The sequence below is a fragment of the Candidatus Uabimicrobium helgolandensis genome (assembly GCF_041508025.1).
Lineage (GTDB): Bacteria > Planctomycetota > Uabimicrobiia > Uabimicrobiales > Uabimicrobiaceae > Uabimicrobium > Uabimicrobium helgolandensis.
Genome location: NZ_CP165719.1, coordinates 2,944,907 through 2,961,905, shown reverse-complemented (window position 1 = coordinate 2,961,905; position 16,999 = coordinate 2,944,907). Strand labels below are relative to the sequence as shown.

Here is a 16,999-nt window from a genome sequence, read left to right as displayed (position 1 = left end):
TACGGAGAAACTTGACAATGGTCTTCTGAGAAATCTTGCCTGAGAACTAGTAGGAACAGCAATGTTAATAAAGTCACGATTACCTGCTTTGTCGATTTCTTTAAATATAGCAGAAGGCGCTGGTGAATTTAGTTCTGCCGAGAAAGCTCGTTTTTATAGAATTGCTCGCCGATCTGCTACTGAATGTGCTTCTATTATTGATATCTGTCGATGTTTAAAACTAAGTGACTTGACAAAAGTAGTTACCCGTTGAATGCAGGGCTTTATTTTTATAGCGCGGCGCGACGAAGGCGCGCAGCCGTAGCTGCGTAACAGAGGAGCAACAAAGCTAGAAAATTAAAGAACAAATTTTGCGAGTTGTAGCAATGCTTACTCGTTTGGTCAAAGTTCAAGTAAAAACGTAAGACTTAAATTGCTAGACGAGATCGGGTTCGCAAGCGGGCTCGGGCTCGAAAAAATAGACAATACTTTGAATGATGACAGGCCCTACATTCATTTTTTTTCTTCGATGTTACAAAGGTAGCAGCTTATAATTGAGATTTTTTATTTGTCTTCAATTTATCTTAAATTTCAAAAAGAGATTTTTGCTATTATTAGCTCTATAGCAAGTAAAATAAGTACCTTATGCATTTCTTGAAAATCAACAAAAAAAGAATTAAATGACCTTGACCCCCTCTGGGTGCAGATAAAGCTCGATTTTATCATATTGTTCGTAGCTCTATTCTTGCTACTCATACTATGCAAGTTCTTGATTCTCAACAATGGCAAGATGGAAAACTTTATGAACTCGTATTGTTTTTATACGATCACGACAAGGATTACGGTCAAGGTCACGTCTTTTTATTTGAATGAGGACACGCTCTATTCTTCTAAATATCTATATACTCTAACCAAAAGATAACTTTTTTCATTTAAAGAATTCCTGCGATGCTACTTACTCCAAAATAAGAGAGGCAATTCTTTTCTTAGCAAAGAGTGAAAAGCTTGGATGTTGGATATAAAAAATACAAGTTTTTCCGATTAAGAATTCTATGCGTTTTTGATTTTGTATGCTTTGAAGCATTTTGATTTTATTAGGTTGTAGTGATTCAGGCATTTCACATGGGTATTCAAAAACAGCAACGCCCCTTTGTTGTTTGCGTTGTTCACAAATACAAACTATGCGTATATGAAAAGAATTGTAATCTGGGACAATCCATGCTTGCAGGACTCTGTATTTAAAAAATGTAGATACTTCATTATCTATAATCGGAAGTTCTTCAAAAACAAGGACAGCATTTTTCTCGTTGTTATGTTTTGGAAAATTAATTTCGTTGTATTTAAATTTGGCTACATGGGTTTGCTGGACATGCGTTGCCATTGTTTCGGTTAACGCAGCGAATTTTTGCCAATTTTCTTGGGCATTTAGCATTGCACCGTGTGCTACAAAGTAGCTCTCTTGTTTTTGAAGAACGCTTAATTGCGAAGTTTGCAGTGGCGGATCATATTTTATTTTGCGACCGTTGCTTGCATTTATCATCGCGCTTCCATCTATTATTGTGTAGATTTTTTCTTCAATAGTAATATTTTTACCAATATCTTCTGACGATCCGTAATAAATCTTATTGCGTAGTCCTGGAGCTATCTCCGCTATAATAGATGTTTCGCTGATTAAGTGACTAAATCCGCGATTCACTTGCGCACATTGTTTTTTATTGAAAACAAAAGAAATACCAGATAGTGAACTATGCAGTGGAAAGTGAATTTCACAAAGGTCATTTTTGTGGATTATAGTTGGTTTGTTGTCTGATATTTGTTGTTGGAAGATTACTTTATCTTTATGCAGCAAAGCAAAGTAAAATTCACCATTGCATAATTTATTATGAAAAGAAATATCTTTTCCGATGATAAATAAATCGAGTTCACTGTTTTTGCTATTTCTTAGCTTAAATTTCAGGAGTATTTCATCAGAGACTATACGCTTTATCCAACTAATAGGGGTAATGGCATCAAGAAATCGAATAAATAGACGAATAGATTTATCGTTTAACCATGATGACCAAGTATTAAAAGAATCAATATTGAATTGAAATAAATAATCCTGTGGTGACTTTACTTCTTCAATTTGCAGGCCGTTAATGGCAAAGCAAAATTCTTTTTCATCTCCAAAAAATCGAATATAGATAAAATTCTTTTTCCAATATTCTTGTAAACTTTGGTGGTAGTTTTTCAAAAGCAAAATGGTATTATTTTTTGATTCTACTAATTTATGAGCAATATTTTTAGGAATAATCAAAGTAAAAAAGCTTTGATAATTTACTAAGAAGTCGTCTATTTCTGTGGGTAAGCTGATCGCCCAATTTTTCCGATAGTTTTTGAACAATTCTTTTAGTGATTTAGTTTTGGAAATAATTTTTAACAGGAAAGAGAGCTCTACTCCTATAGCGAAAGCAATATTATTTTCATAGCGAAATTGCTTTGTGGCTTCAAGTATTTTTTTTTGCTCTCTAATAGGAAATACTTTGCCATGAAGGGTCTTTCCTCCATAAAGAACTATTGGCAAGCATTTATTGCCGTCTCGAATCACAATTGCAATTCCAGAATATGGAAAAAACCACTGTAGAAGGGTTTTAAAACCTGACATCGATATTTTGATTTGCGATAGATATTTTAATAGAGGTGGAAGGTCAGAAGAAAAATGGGTACCATGCCCTTGTAAAAAAGCCAAAAAAAGAAAAATCCATCCTTCTTCTAAGTAGGGCTCTAGGATTTTTAAATCGAGAGTGATTTTAAGATCATAGTCTTGTTGTTTGTTCATTTGTAGTGAGGATTTTGTATACTGTAGATACAATTGATGTTGAGCATTTTCATAAACAAAGCAAATAACAATGCTTTTATTTGAGGTAAAAAATAGAGATGCAAAAACATCAAAACACATAGATAATTGAGTGTTTAACAGTGTGTGATGTGGTTTTTGCTGCTGCACTTTGCTCAGGATTTCTGATATAGTATTAATAAACTTTTTTAATTCTGGGGGAAAATCTTCTGCCAACATAATAACCTCAAAATATTACAATGTTTGTATAGGTTTTAGAACTAGGGCTTTCTTATTTTACTATTTCTGCGAAATATCATATACAATTTTATAAACAAATATATAATAGGTGAAGAGTAGATCCAATAAAATTTTTATAAGTGACTTAACAAAAGCATTTTTATTTGAGTTTATTTTTTTATTTTAGTTTTGGTGTACAGTTGTGAATCTCTTGTACTGTACTAGAAAATAAAACCCCTGTACTCAAATAAAGTTATTGTTCTTAGCAAGAGCAAAACAACTTTCTATGTGCGAATATATGGAGTGAATTACATGACTAGTGACAATTCAAAAAGTATTGGTTTTAGTGGAGGTAGCCCAATAAAATATGGCTCCGAAATGGTTGGCTACCAACTTGGAGGTTGTGAGATAGTTGAATTTATCGGTAAAGGTGGAATGGGGGCCGTTTACAAAGCGATACAAACTAATCTAAATAGGGAAGTGGCTTTAAAGATTTTGAGCACACCAAACAAAGATAGTAAAGCCATTGAGTGGTTTCAGCGTGAGGCTCAATCTATTGCTCAACTAGAACATAAAAATATTATCCAAATATATGCTCTTGATTATAGTGAAGAACTCGAAACTTTTTATATTGCTATGCAATATGTAGATGGTGCTTCACTTGATAAGTTAGTTAAAAGCCTTGACAGTGGTCGTTTGCCAATAGAAAAAGCTCTTGAATATGGGATACAAGTTGCTGAGGGACTTTACTCTGCGCATCAAAAAGACATCATTCATCGCGATGTAAAACCTGCCAATATCATGGTAACAATGGATGAAGTTATTAAAATTACCGACTTTGGCTTGGCAAAAAGTTTATCAATACACACCACATCAAGTGCATCAGCAGGATTGATTGTCGGTACGCCTCTTTATATGGCTCCTGAACAATGTGTTGGAACACAAATAGACGCGCGAACAGATATTTATTCTTTGGGAGCTTCTTTATACTATTTGCTTGTCGGGTGTCCTCCTTTTATGGGAGACAATTCCTATGATATTTTAGAAAAACAAATCACTGAAGCACCAAAAGCTTTGACTCAAATAGAACCTGATATTCCAGAAGAATTATCTGACATAGTGCTTAAAATGCTAGCTAAAAATCGTGAAGATCGCTATCAAAATTGCGGAGAAGTAGCCGAAGAGCTACGGAAATTCATTGAGCCAGAGACCACTGTTGTTTCTGAAGGGATTAGTGAAGAAAAGACTATCTATCGTTTGTCAGGCATTAGTCAAGAACAACTTGCTGATGGTCTTGAAAAAATCATAAACGAAGGACGTAAAGGGATTCTTTCTGTGCGTTCTAAAGAAGAGCATCTTTTTTTGTATATTGAAAATAACGCCATATACGCCTATCTTGAAAATTATATGGAAGAATTTACGGAAAAACACTCTCAGTTGTCATTTTCAGAGATGATCACGCTTCTCATTACTATTTCATTGTCTTGGGACCCTTTTTCTTGGGAATTTGTAGAAGAAGAACCTCCAGGAGAATTTAGGGATTATTGTATTGTTGCGCGAGTAGATATCTTTTCTTTTTTAAGAAATACGTCTACTGCAATCCAGGTGTTTTTAAATTTGCTTCAACCAGGCTCCCTTATTCTTCGTACACCGATAAAATCTCTGCTTTTAACTTATACGCACGAAAAAATTCATGCTTGCAGCCCTCTACCTCATGAAGAAAATGCTACTGTTCTAGGTCCAGAAGATGCACAAAGCGTAATAGAAAAAATAACACAAAGCAATTACAGTTTAGAATATCAGACCGTTTTAGATATTTTTGCGGACGAAGGGGCTGAGGATAATTCTTTAGCTGGTATTTTCTTTCAAATTCTAGAAGGATGCCCAGACTACAGCTTTTTCCAGGGATTTTCTATTTTTGATAAAAGTATATTCCCTAATTCTGAAAGTAAAATAACAATTACTAAAGTAAGAGAATTAGAGACTAAATTAGGCCGTGTACTACAGCAAATATTCGAAGAATATAAAAAATTAGAAGATATTGGGCTGCCGAAGTATTACGCGATACTGTTTGCTGGAGCTATTGTCAAAGAAAAGGCGATGTACTCTGCAAATAAAATTGGTGGACTTGTTCGCGTTTTATTTGAGCAAGATGAAATTTCGATTGCAAAGCCTCTTCTTGATGTTAGTTTAAAATTTTATAGGTACAATTTTAAGCTTTTAGAGGAGCTTGCTCAATTTTATGAGAGTAAAAAGAATAGCGAAAAAGCAATCGAATACTGGCTGTATTGTGGAAAACTACGCGCTGAATTAGGGGATTTTGACCGAGCACAATCTTGTTATCAATATGCAGGTACCCTTAATAATAAAGATCATGAACCACTTTTGCATTTACTTCAGCTTTATATAAAGCTTGAAAAACCAGCTGATGAAATTATTAAAATTGGTGAAAAGTTGATTCCCAAACTACGTACAGGAAAACAAAGTAAATTACTTGTTGATATTTGTACACAACTGCTTGAAGTAGACCCTGGACTATTAGTATGCCACCAAGAACTAGTTAATTATTATATTGACGAGAGCAAAAACGCAGAGGCTGTAGACTCTTTTATTAAAATAGCTGGTATATACAAACGTTTAGAGAATAAAGAAGCTCTCATTCAAACTTACAAAAAAATACTAAAGATAGATCCTGGTAAAGATGATATTCGCGAACAATTATTTGAGTTAGAAGGTAAACCCGTCAAGTTAATTCGTGTTTTAGATTCTGCAACTAAAGTGATCAAAAAGAATTCGTTTGTTGTAAACCCGAAATACATTTTTGTTAGTATTGTTGGACTATTTATAGCATGGTTTGGTTATCGCGAAATTAGCTATTATTTTGAATTTCAACGAATAAAGCAGCAAATTGAAGTTGGTAACTTTCTAGTTGTACAGCAGGAATTGGAATATATCGGCAAAAACTTTTATTTTTCACAAGTTCACGTAGAAGCAATGAGTTTGTACATCAAGGAAAACAAAAAAATAGAAGCTACTCTTATTAATCGCAATAAAAAAGCGCTTGCAACAAAACTAGAGGAACTTGAGAAGCAGTATAGTAATGACCACACTCAATTGCTCAAAGAGTTAGATAAAATCCATGCTCAATATTTTAAACCAGAAAAAGAATATTTAGAAAAAATAGTACAGAAAAAAATAGATGACATTCGTTATCAGTATGAAATTAGTAAAAAAGAAAAAAACGAACGTGACTTTGCAAGTGTTACTCAATTAATTGAAAGCCAAGAATTCGAAAAAGCAGAATTAATATTAGAAAGCTTGCGTACACAGAATTATGAAAAATGGAATAAAAGAGTAGAAGAAGTAAAAGTTCTATTGTCTAGAGAAAGACAAAAATGGGTTAGCGAAAAAATTGTACGTGAAGAGCAGCAACAAGGACTTCTCAATGAAGCAAGAGAATATGAAAACAAAGGGATGATCGAATTAGCTATTGAAACCTACGAACGGGTAGAATCGTTACTAAAAAATTCGATTAATGCTAAACGGGCTAGTGCGTACCGTGAATCATTAACAAAAGATTTACAAGAAACCGAAAAGTGGTTAAAAGATGCTACTACTCATTTAGAAAACGGGAATGAAGAAGAAGCCTATGACTATTTACAACGCATTCTTTCGAATAGAAAACTAATTAATAGTCGCTTTTTGAAAGAAGCCATGTGGCCAACAATTATAACAACATCGCCAATGACAGGCATTAATTGTTACGATGGAAATAGGCTTTTGGGCCGCAGTCCAATTATTTATAAACAAAAATTTAACGATAGTATAAAACTACAGTGGAAAATAAAGTCAGTAGGTTTACGCCTAAAGCAAGCTACTGATGAAAAGATAAATAGCCAAAAAACATGGAAAATCATTTTAAACTTAAAAAGAGTACCCGTTTGGAAGTTTGCAACGCAAGGACGTATTGAGTCGCCTATTTTAACATACAAAGACAAGGTGATTTTTGCAAGCCGCGACAATCGAATTTACTGTATAAATAAAAGCGGAGAAGAGATTTGGAAACTATACACTGGACGACTATCCGAAATTACTGGCCCAATGAAAATATACAAAGATCATTTATTTGTTTCAACTCTTGCAGGCTATATTTATGTAATTGATTTGCGAAAAGATGTTATTGATGCAAAAGATGCTATTTCCTGGCAAGGTCGTATTTCAGGAGAAAGTTTTAAGGGAGGACCGCAAGCACGTAACCTTGACCAGGTAGTTGTTGCAGCTCGAACTGGGAAAGTGTATGTTGTAAATAAATCGTCTAAAAGCTTTAAAATAGCTAAGACATTTCGTATTTCTGACAAAATAGAATACTCTCCTATTTACCAAAAAAACATGGTTGTTGTCTCTGGAAAAAAGCGACTTTATTTTGTGAATGTACAAACAAATCGAATAGCAAGAACAAGACAATACCCTATTAGCGGAGAAGCAACATACGATAATAAAATTATATATACACCAACAACTAAAGGAATTCTCGCGATAAGTCTTTCGAGAAAAGTCTTAGCAAAATACCCAAGTAAATCATCTGTTGTTTCAAATCCAATTGTTAGTAAAGGTACAATGTACTTTGCAACTAAACGTGGAGAAGTATACAGTATAAAAACAAGTTCAAAAAAATACTTATGGACACAAAAAGTATCTTCCCAAATAAATGCTCCGCTTCTTGAGTGTAAGGAAGTTATTTTTGTGTGCGGTGAATATAATATATGGGGACTTTCCAAAGCCACAGGAAAAATACTCATGGAGTACCAAGCAACTAAGGAAGATGAAATTTTTTCTAAACCAAGTTGCGACGAAGAATTTTTGTATTTTTCGTCAGGAAAAAATGTTATGAAATTATGGGTAAAGGATATCATTGAGTAAATGAGAACATTCAAATATTACGAGAAAGGAGGATGCGAAGGTCTACTCTAATAGGATTAGAACGCAAAATTTAGCAATGGTTCTTCTTGGCCATATCTCTAAATCATTTTCGCATCAAAAATATGAAAAAATTCTTAATTATTATGGTATTGATTAGCTTTGCGTATGCCAAAAACAACAAAATCACAGTTTCCATTTACTGTAAAGCGTATCATAAAAAATTAAAGTCTCAAGCAAAAGACGTCAATAAAATGATACGTCAAATTGTTCCTCCAGAAATGGTGAATTATATTCCTGCAAAGAACACACTTTCAGTAATGCGTAAATTTTATAAAGGTGTTAAACCAACAGCTACATATTTGTTTAAATCTTTTAAAATTAAACCCAATTTTCGTAAATGGTTACAAGAACGACAAGTAGATTACTTGATCATTTCGGGAATCAATGTTTCGCGTAAAACAAATACACTAATATTATTTTATCGAATACTCCCTGTAGGTGATAGTAAGGAAGAAACCAAGTTTATACGTACAAAAACTTGGAAAGAAATGCAAAGTCGCGTCTCTGAAAGCTTAAATAACAGTATTCTTGCGAAGCGTGTTACTGAATTACAAAGTAGCAAAAACAATCGCGGATGGTTCAATGAAGAGATGCCTTCTGGATTAACAAAATCAAAAACACCAGGTCTTTATACTTGGGAAAAAGACCAAAGCGCTATGGTATATGTTTCAAAGGGAAAATTTAAAAATGTTGACCAAGAAGTGCCTGGGTTTTACATTGATAAATATGAAGTAAATAATCAACAATTTTGCACGTTCTTAAATGATCAAAAACCTGATGAAATAGATGAATATATAAAGAGCCCACATTCTCTTATACAAGAAAATGACGGTGTGTATACGCCGAAACAAGGTAGTGAATTTTATCCTATTGTTGAAGTCTCGTGGTTAGGTGCAAAAGAGTATTGTAAGTGGGCAGGGAAAAACCTTCCATCTACAACACAGTGGCAAAAATCTTTTCGCGGCGGAACACAAATACCTCAACTACAAAATAAATCTATTTCCCTTGTAGAGAACCCTCTGCCTCAGCGTACTTTTCCTTGGGGAAGTGATTCTCCTGATAAATTTGTTTATCGCTGTAATTATCACCCCGAAAAAGCAAATGCAGATGGTTTTGCATGGTTAGCACCAACAATTGCTTTTGATGGATTAGGTGACTCCCCTTATTTTTGTAGTAATATGTTAGGCAACGTATGGGAGTGGAGTGAAAATGGTGAGAATGACCAACAATTTTGTTATGGTGGAAGTTGGAACAGTAGTATGGAAATGTTACAAAAACCTATCGAAGTTTCAACAGAAACAACAAAAAATGACATTGGTTTTCGTAGTGTACTACAAGTGGAGTAAATGGTTACTTACGTTGGTACAACATAATTGTAATCGAATAGATTTTTTTTAAGACAACGCGGTGTAGGAGTGCTATGAAACAGTTTTTACACCGCGCTGTTTAATTGTGTCTTACATCTTTGCAAAAGCTCAGTACCACAAGGAATACAATCACATTCACAGTTTGTACTCCTTGAAAATACTCACTTTTCTTTAAATAAATTACTTCTTATCTTTTAATGCACCTTCAATTGCAGAAGTCATTACTTCGTCTTGCGGCTTGCTACGTGGACCAAAACGAGCAACAACATTTCCGTTTTTATCCACCAAAAACTTATTGAAATTCCATGTTATCTCACCATGAAATTTTTCGTTAGTGTCTTTTTTAGTTAAAAGACCATAAAGAGGATGCTTGCTTTTTCCTTTTACAGTTATTTTTGCAAACATTGGAAATGTGACCTTGAAGCGCGAAGTACAAAAATTTTGAATCTCTTTGTTACTTCCTGGTTCTTGTTTTCCAAAATCATTGGTAGGGAAACCCAAAACAACAAAACCTTGTTTCTGATATTTGGCATATATTTTTTGTAGACCTTCATATTGATATGTAAAACCGCATTCGCTTGCGACATTTACAATTAGAACGACTTTTCCTTTGTAGTCTGACATCTTAGCTTTTTTGCCATCAATGGTAGTTATTGCAACATCATATATTGGTTTTTCGCTTTTTTTGACATCTTTTTCTGCAAAAATAACACTGCACATCAATAATAAACATAATATTTTTTTTAACATAATGTATTCTTTCAAAATAAATAGGAACAGTTTTTTCAAATCCTAAACTAACTTACCACGAAGCAGTAACTGGTTTTTGTTCGAAAGCTTTGTATAGTGCTCTTGGAATAACAACTATTTTAAGAAGTTCGTTTGCTCCTTCTCCAATACGTCCAAGTAGAGCATCGCGAAGATGTCTTTCTATTTTCGATTCTTTTAAGTAGCCATAGCCTCCAGCAAGCTCTATAGCGCGCTCTCCAACATAAACAGCTGTTTCGCTGGATTTCACTTTTGCAATAGCGGCATGACGCATAACTTCCGGACTCTCTTTATAAAAAGCGGCCCCGTAGGATAATTCGCGACTACTTGCTATTTCTATTGCCATTTCGGCAAGTTCTTTTTTCAAGTTATCTAAGTCTTTTAGGTAACGGCCAAAAAGTTTGCGTTCATGTGCATATTTAATGAGTTTTTCATAACCGGCTTGAGCGACACCTGTTGACCAAGCTGCAATAGTTACTCTTCCACCATTTAACATGCGCATAGCGTATTTAAAACCACCACCCTCTTCACCAACAAGATGATTTGCTGGAACGCGATAATCGTTAAATACCAATTCGGCTGTATTTGAACCTCTTACACCTACTTTATCTTCTATTTTGTTTTGCTGAAATTCTCCGCCATTGCCTTTTGTCACTACAAACGAACTAATTTGGTTTTCAGGACCGCGTGCCATTACAAAAAAAACGTCAGCACTCATTCCATTTGTGATCCAAAATTTTGAACCATTTAAAACATATTCGTTTGTATTACTATCAAAAACATAAGAAGTTGTCATGCTTTTGGCATCGCTTCCACTGTCGGACTCAGAAAGTCCAAAAGCGGCTATTTTTCTACCGTTAATTAAATCTTCTAGGTACAAATCCTTTATTTCTTTACTTGCAAAGTGGGCAATACCGTCGCAAACAGTACCGTGAATTGCTACTCCTAAAGTAAAGCCAGAATCTGCTTTCGATAAGCTTTCTAGACCCGCAGCGTAATAAGAAAAGCAGGTATTAAGTCCACCATTTTCTTCTGAGAATGGCATAGTAAGGTAACCTGTTTGGCCTAGCAAGCGAAAGTTTTCTTCGCAAAATTTCTCATCTACATCATTCTCAAAAGCTTTTGGCGCAATCTTATTTTCTATAAGATTTTGCAATGAACCTTTTAGAAATTCAATATTTTCTTCATAATCTTCATCGTTGCGGTGCAATTTATATAGCACTTCTTCTTGTTCTTTAGTAAAAAATGACATTTAGTCTGACTCCTTTAGTAATTTACGGATCTTGAGATTCTCCGAAACCGCCCCCTCCTGGGGTATAAATGGATATAATCTCTTGTTTTTTTACATCTAACGTTATTTTACTAGGTAATGTTTGCTCTCTATTATCAGTATATGTAATTGTATTTTTCCCACACAAACCATCATTTCCACCAGCTAGACCGTAGGGTGGGATGCTGCGTCTTTCAGAAAGGATACTGACTTTACATGGCTGTAAGAATCGCAAGCGCCGGATAACGCCATTTCCGCCATGAAATTTTCCTTGGCCACCGGAATTTTTACGAATAGAGAAAGATTCCAATCTTACTTGTGGATAGCGAAATTCTAAAATTTCTGGATCTGTAATACGTGTATTTGTCATGTGTGAATGTACAGCATCTGTACCGCAAAAATTTTGCCCTGCACCAGTACCACCGCAAATAGTCTCGTAGTATCCAAAGTTATTTTCTCCATCTTGGCCAAAAGTAAAATTGTTCATTGTTCCTTGACTAGCAGCTACAACTTGCAAGGCTCCAAATAGAACATCAACAATGCGTTGAGATGTTTCGACATTGCCTCCGACAACTGCAGCCCCTGGTTGTGGATTTAAAATAGAATTACTTGGTATAGTAATTTTAAGCGGTTGTAAGCAGCCTGAGTTTAAAGGAATGTCTTCATCAATTAGAGTACGTAAAACGTACAGCACTGCTGATTTGACAACAGCTTGTGGAGCATTTAAATTCCCTGAATCTTGAGAAGAGGTTCCTGTAAAATCGATGTGCGCGTAACCATTGTTTTGTAAATCAATTTTCACGGAAATGCATGCACCATTTTCAAGATAGTCGTGAAATAAATAACTAGCTTCACTGCGATTTTGTAGTAACTTATTAATGAGTTTTTTTGTCGCAGAACAAGCATTTTCCTGAATATAAGTAGTGTATTTTTGCACTACATCTAAGGTATAGTTCGCTATTAAAGAAGAGAGTTCGCTAATGCCTCTATTATTGGCGACAATTTGCGCACGAAGATCAGAACATCTTTCTTTTACATTTCGCGCTGGATAAGGCCCTTGTTGTAAAAAAATACAAAGTTCCGCGATTTTTGATACTCCACCATCAACTAGTTTAAAATTGCGGATAGTCACGCCTTCTTCCTCTATCGTTTTTGAAAAAGGAGGCATAGATCCAGGAGTAATTCCTCCGATGTCAGCATGATGCCCGCGACAAGCAACAAAAAACTGCAACCTCGCGTTGTCATCGAAAAAAGGTGAGATAACTGTAATGTCTGGTAAATGTGACCCTCCATGAAATGGGTCGTTGCTCACATAAACATCTTTTGGTTGCAAATCTTTTTGGTGATTAGCAATTAGATCTTTTACTGTTTCTGACATAGCGCCTAAATGCACTGGAATGTGAGGAGCATTGGCAACAAGATTTCCTTTTGTATCAAAAATAGCGCAAGAAAAATCTAAACGTTCCTTGATGTTGGTAGAGTGCGCTGTATTAACAAGATCAAATCCCATTTGCCGCGCAATGTGTGTAAATGCGTTATTAAATACCTCAAGAAGCACAGGGTCTTTTTCAGTTGAAATTATTTTTTTTTCGACGATTTGTAATTCTAGAATTAAATAATTATATTCGTTAATAGAAGCTTTGAAACCTGGAGCAACAAAAATAGTATTATTCTTATCTATAATCATTGCTGGACCGTACAGGTAATTTCCTGGTGTTAGTTGCTCTCTTAGAAAGACGTCTACTTTTAATATTGATGTTTTGTAAAACAAAGAGTGGTCTTTTATTGTTGCTAAATCACTACTTACTTGTTGAATTATGACTGGATATTTTTGCTCTTGAAAATGATCATTGCTTTTGCGAACTTCAACGCGGATATTCACGATTTCAAGTTGCTGATCTTGTTCTAAAGCATATCCATATTTTTTAAGATATGATTTTTTGAAATAATTATATGCTTCTTTATAAGGCAAGTAAGGAATTGTAGTGCAGTAGTCTGTCCCTGTGATACGTACATCTAAATAATGAAATATATCTGCGTTGTAAGATAATGAATCTTCGAGAGATTTAAAATATTGTGGTAAAGAGGAAAAACTGTCGTGATCAAAATCTAAAAGTAGAGATTTTGCTGCGCTTTCTTTGTTTTCGGCAACAGCAATACCATAGGCGGATAAAACGCTTGCCGTTGGGTGAATAATTATTTGCTTTATTCCAAGTATCTGCGCAATAGAACAGACATGTTGCCCGCCCGCACCTCCGAAACATACTAAGGAATAATTAGTGAGAGCAAATCCTTCCGCAATAGATATTTCCTTAATGGCGTTGCACATGTTTTCATTGGCGATATCGATAAACCCTTGTGCGAGTAAGTGACTAGAAAAATCTTTTTCTGTTTGTACCTCTTGCGCTAGCTTTGAAAATAATTCATTTACAATACCTTCTTGTAATGGTTGTTTATTGTCTTTTCCGAAAACACAAGGGAAATATTGCGGCAGTATTCTTCCAAGATGTAGATTCGCATCAGTAATAGTAAGCGGTCCATCATACCCATAACAAGCTGGTCCTGGTTGTGCGCCTGCACTTTCTGGACCAACGCTGAGTCTTGTACCGCTAAATTTTAAAATAGAGCCTCCACCAGCGGCAATTGTTTTTATGTCTAACATGTCGGCGTGAAAAGGAATTCCTGTTATTTGCGTTTCAAAAATTTTGTGGACGTAGCCGTCAAATCTCGCAACATCAGTACTTGTACCTCCCATATCAAAGCTAATTGCTTTGTTATTTTTTAAAACACTCATGATTTTTTTTACAGCAATAATTCCCCCTGCCGGACCAGAAAGGATAGCATCTTTTCCCCAAAATAGTGGTGCAGAAGTAACACCTCCACTTGATTGCATAAATTGTGTAGGAATATTGGGAAAGCTTTTTAGCAAAAAATCAATGTGATTTTGTAGTTTAGGATGGAGATAAGCGTTGATTGTTGTTGTTTGTCCACGCATAACTAATTTTATTAATGGGCAAAGTTTGTAAGAACAATGAATATTTGTAAAACCTATATGTTTAGCAATCTGTTCTATTTTTTTTTCGTGTAAATCATTACGCCATGAATTCATTAATACAATAGCAAGAGATTCGATTCCTTTACTATGTATTTTCTGTAATTCTTGGGTTGTGCTAGCTATATCGATAGAACTAATAATCGAGCCGTCTGCAGCGACTCGCTCCTTTACTCCTAGAGTGCAGGAGTGTAAAGGAGCAGGTTTTTTTATATCAAGAGCAAATAAATTTTGGCGATCTTGGTAACCAATTTGAAGAGTGTCTTCAAAACCATGAGTTGTTACAAAGCACACATCTTCACCGTCTCGCTCAAGTAGAGCGTTTGTCGCTACTGTTGTGCCAATGTGAATGCGGTTAATGTTGTCGATGGAAAAAAGTGCACATATTTTTTCGATACCAAAAACGATGGCATCTTGGTAATCTTTAGATTGTGATAATATTTTAAGCGTGTGCATTTCACCATTTTGCGAAATAGCAATAATGTCGGTGAAAGTTCCTCCACGATCTACAGCAATTGCCCAGTCGTTTTTATTCATTTATACAAATAATTATCCGTGTAAAAAACTGTTGAATATGGTTTCCATACATGTACTGTGTATTTTTTTTGCAAATTTTACGCTTTCTTCCCACCAAGCAACATCTTCTGGATGTGTTATTTCCATAGGCATTTCGTAGTGCGGTTGTTTTCGCAATTCAAGAGCATGCGAAAACAAAATATGGTCCATTCGTTCGCGTACTTCATCTATTTCAATGCGTTTTTCGTGGTCAAAGGTAATCATTTCATATATAAGGTCACTCATCTCATCGACAAGAGGTTGTCCTTTGAGAAAATCGTTTACGCGCGCTTTATTTGGATTCATTGCCGCATCAACCAACTCATCGAGATTTTTGCCTGTAATAGGGCGCAAACCAGTTAACATCGTAAATATTACTGCGCCTAACTGATAAACATCGCATTTTGGTGTAAGGACATTTGTTGGCTCGAATTGCTCAGGAGCAGCATAATAAATGGAACCTTCAAACTTATTGCGCAAAGCATTTTCCTCAGCGGTGATAGGTCTGTATTTATTTTTTAACTCTTCAGCGCGTGCTTCTTCTCTGGCGATCATTGTTGGTATACGAAATTGTAATTTTTTGATTTGTTGCATTGTGCGTTCGTCTTTGGTTACTTGAGCTTCTTTTAATAGTTTTTTTAATTGTGTTTCTGTTTGCTCTCTATCGCGGCTTACACGTAGAAAACTATCATCAACAATGCGTAGTAAGCGACGTCTTTCGTTAGAAAGAGTAGAATTACTTTTGATAGTTAGAGACAAACCAAAATCAGATAATTTTGGCATACCATTAGCGCCAAGTAAAACGTTAAGTGGTTTAATATCGCGATGAATCATACCTTTGCGTTTTAGTTTTTGTAAAGTACGTACCATTCCATACATCATAGCAAATGCAACAGTAGGAGTTAGGCGCCCGTTGGGAAATTTTCGATAAAGTTGTTCAGTATTACCTTCTGGTGCAAACTCTAACATTAAGTAATACCCAACACATTCTTTGTCATTACCATCGACAGCAAAAACGCGCCCGTGCTGTATTGCTCCAATAATCGTTTCGCAAATTTCAGAGTCTTCAGCTACGCGTGTCATAAGAGCAGCCTCTTGAATAAGAGCCTCTTCATGGCCTTCAAAAGCTACTTTAGCAACAAATTCTGTTCCTTTAGGAATTTCACCATAAATGCTTTCGCGATTTTGCGAGTCGGTTCGCACACGCAGGCAATGAGAAAAATATTGTCTTGCCCATATATTTTCTGGTCTCAAAGGTAAAATAGTGGGATCGTGCTTTGCTGTTAGCTTTAATATCGCTCCCATACCTCCTTTGTCGAGTTCGACAATGTTGTAGTCACCTTCGAAAAACTTTTTAATTCTCGAAATACTATCTTCAACAACCTCTGTCTGTTCAATTTTGAGCACGCGAACTGTAAATATTTTAAAAGCATTTTCTATTCGTACTGTATAATGTTGATTATTTTGTAGTTTGTAGTCGCTGGCAAAGCGGTCCCAAGCAATCATTTGTTCAGGTGCTTGAGTATAAACTGAAACATCAACCGCATCATCTATTGGCTTTGGTTTCTCTTCCTCTCCTCCCAAACACATGGTAAAGTCAAAATCTTTGCCTTCTTGGACAGGAGCTTCTTCTGCAACATTTGTTCGCTGGTGATTCGAAAAACTATGAATGTGGTTTTGTACAATACTCTCAAATTTATTGTAATAAAATTGTACAGCAGCCTGTTTTAGGTCGATATCAACAACAATACGCCCATCTTCTTCAGCTGTTTTAAGTAACCAACATTCGCGTTTGAAAATATTAAAAAGTCCATATATAAAAGTATCTTGGTACTCTACTGGTAGACTTACTATACGACGATCGATAGTGGTTACTTCTTTTACACTCGCTATTTTATTGATTGTTTGTTCAAAGTTTTGTTGTAAATTCTCTGCTGTGAGGTGTATATTTTGCAGGTTTTCCATAATTACTT

Annotated in this window: 8 protein-coding genes; 3 read left to right on the top strand and 5 right to left on the bottom strand. The window is 35.3% G+C overall.

The genetic code is table 11. From position 1 onward, the window contains the following. Positions 1-61 precede the first annotated feature (61 nt). Entirely contained in the window at positions 62-253 is a 192-nt protein-coding gene (locus UABHE_RS10740; RefSeq protein WP_372370277.1) for a four helix bundle protein, read from the top strand. 681 nt (positions 254-934) lie between these two features. Here the strand turns inward: UABHE_RS10740 and UABHE_RS10735 are convergent. Beyond that, positions 935-3,034, bottom strand: coding sequence for a hypothetical protein (locus UABHE_RS10735; protein ID WP_372370276.1), 2,100 nt, complete (start codon positions 3,032-3,034; stop codon positions 935-937). Between the two features lie 312 nt (positions 3,035-3,346). Between UABHE_RS10735 and UABHE_RS10730 the strand changes: the two genes are divergently transcribed. Together UABHE_RS10730 and UABHE_RS10725 are read left to right on the top strand one after the other, a co-directional pair. Next, positions 3,347-7,954, top strand: coding sequence for a protein kinase (locus UABHE_RS10730; protein ID WP_372370275.1), 4,608 nt, complete (start codon positions 3,347-3,349; stop codon positions 7,952-7,954). 122 nt (positions 7,955-8,076) lie between these two features. Then, positions 8,077-9,360: a formylglycine-generating enzyme family protein gene (locus tag UABHE_RS10725; protein ID WP_372370274.1), complete on the top strand. Its 1,284-nt coding sequence runs from the start codon at positions 8,077-8,079 to the stop codon at positions 9,358-9,360. Positions 9,361-9,561: 201 nt separating this feature from the next. On the opposite strand, the gene UABHE_RS10720 is transcribed toward UABHE_RS10725, so the two are convergent. From UABHE_RS10720 to UABHE_RS10705, 4 genes are read right to left on the bottom strand one after another with little or no spacing between them, the layout of a single operon-like run. Then, entirely contained in the window at positions 9,562-10,131 is a 570-nt protein-coding gene (locus UABHE_RS10720) for a glutathione peroxidase (RefSeq protein ID WP_372370273.1), read from the bottom strand. 52 nt (positions 10,132-10,183) lie between these two features. Beyond that, complete coding sequence (locus tag UABHE_RS10715) at positions 10,184-11,401, bottom strand: acyl-CoA dehydrogenase family protein (protein ID WP_372370272.1); 1,218 nt, start codon at positions 11,399-11,401, stop codon at positions 10,184-10,186. 22 nt (positions 11,402-11,423) lie between these two features. Then, positions 11,424-15,008, bottom strand: coding sequence for a hydantoinase B/oxoprolinase family protein (locus UABHE_RS10710; RefSeq protein WP_372370270.1), 3,585 nt, complete (start codon positions 15,006-15,008; stop codon positions 11,424-11,426). Between the two features lie 12 nt (positions 15,009-15,020). Then, a complete protein-coding gene (locus UABHE_RS10705; protein WP_372370268.1) occupies positions 15,021-16,991 on the bottom strand; it encodes a protein kinase in 1,971 nt (656 codons plus the stop codon). Positions 16,992-16,999 lie beyond the last annotated feature (8 nt).

What these genes read in the sequence shown, in the direction of transcription:
- UABHE_RS10730 (WP_372370275.1), top strand. Translation starts at nt 3,347, where the DNA reads ATGACTAGTGACAATTCAAAAAGTATTGGTTTTAGTGGAGGTAGCCCA.
- UABHE_RS10710 (WP_372370270.1), bottom strand. Translation starts at nt 15,008, where the DNA reads ATGAATAAAAACGACTGGGCAATTGCTGTAGATCGTGGAGGAACTTTC.
- UABHE_RS10720 (WP_372370273.1), bottom strand. Translation starts at nt 10,131, where the DNA reads ATGTTAAAAAAAATATTATGTTTATTATTGATGTGCAGTGTTATTTTT.
- UABHE_RS10740 (WP_372370277.1), top strand. Translation starts at nt 62, where the DNA reads ATGTTAATAAAGTCACGATTACCTGCTTTGTCGATTTCTTTAAATATA.
- UABHE_RS10715 (WP_372370272.1), bottom strand. Translation starts at nt 11,401, where the DNA reads ATGTCATTTTTTACTAAAGAACAAGAAGAAGTGCTATATAAATTGCAC.
- UABHE_RS10705 (WP_372370268.1), bottom strand. Translation starts at nt 16,991, where the DNA reads ATGGAAAACCTGCAAAATATACACCTCACAGCAGAGAATTTACAACAA.
- UABHE_RS10725 (WP_372370274.1), top strand. Translation starts at nt 8,077, where the DNA reads ATGAAAAAATTCTTAATTATTATGGTATTGATTAGCTTTGCGTATGCC.
- UABHE_RS10735 (WP_372370276.1), bottom strand. Translation starts at nt 3,034, where the DNA reads ATGTTGGCAGAAGATTTTCCCCCAGAATTAAAAAAGTTTATTAATACT.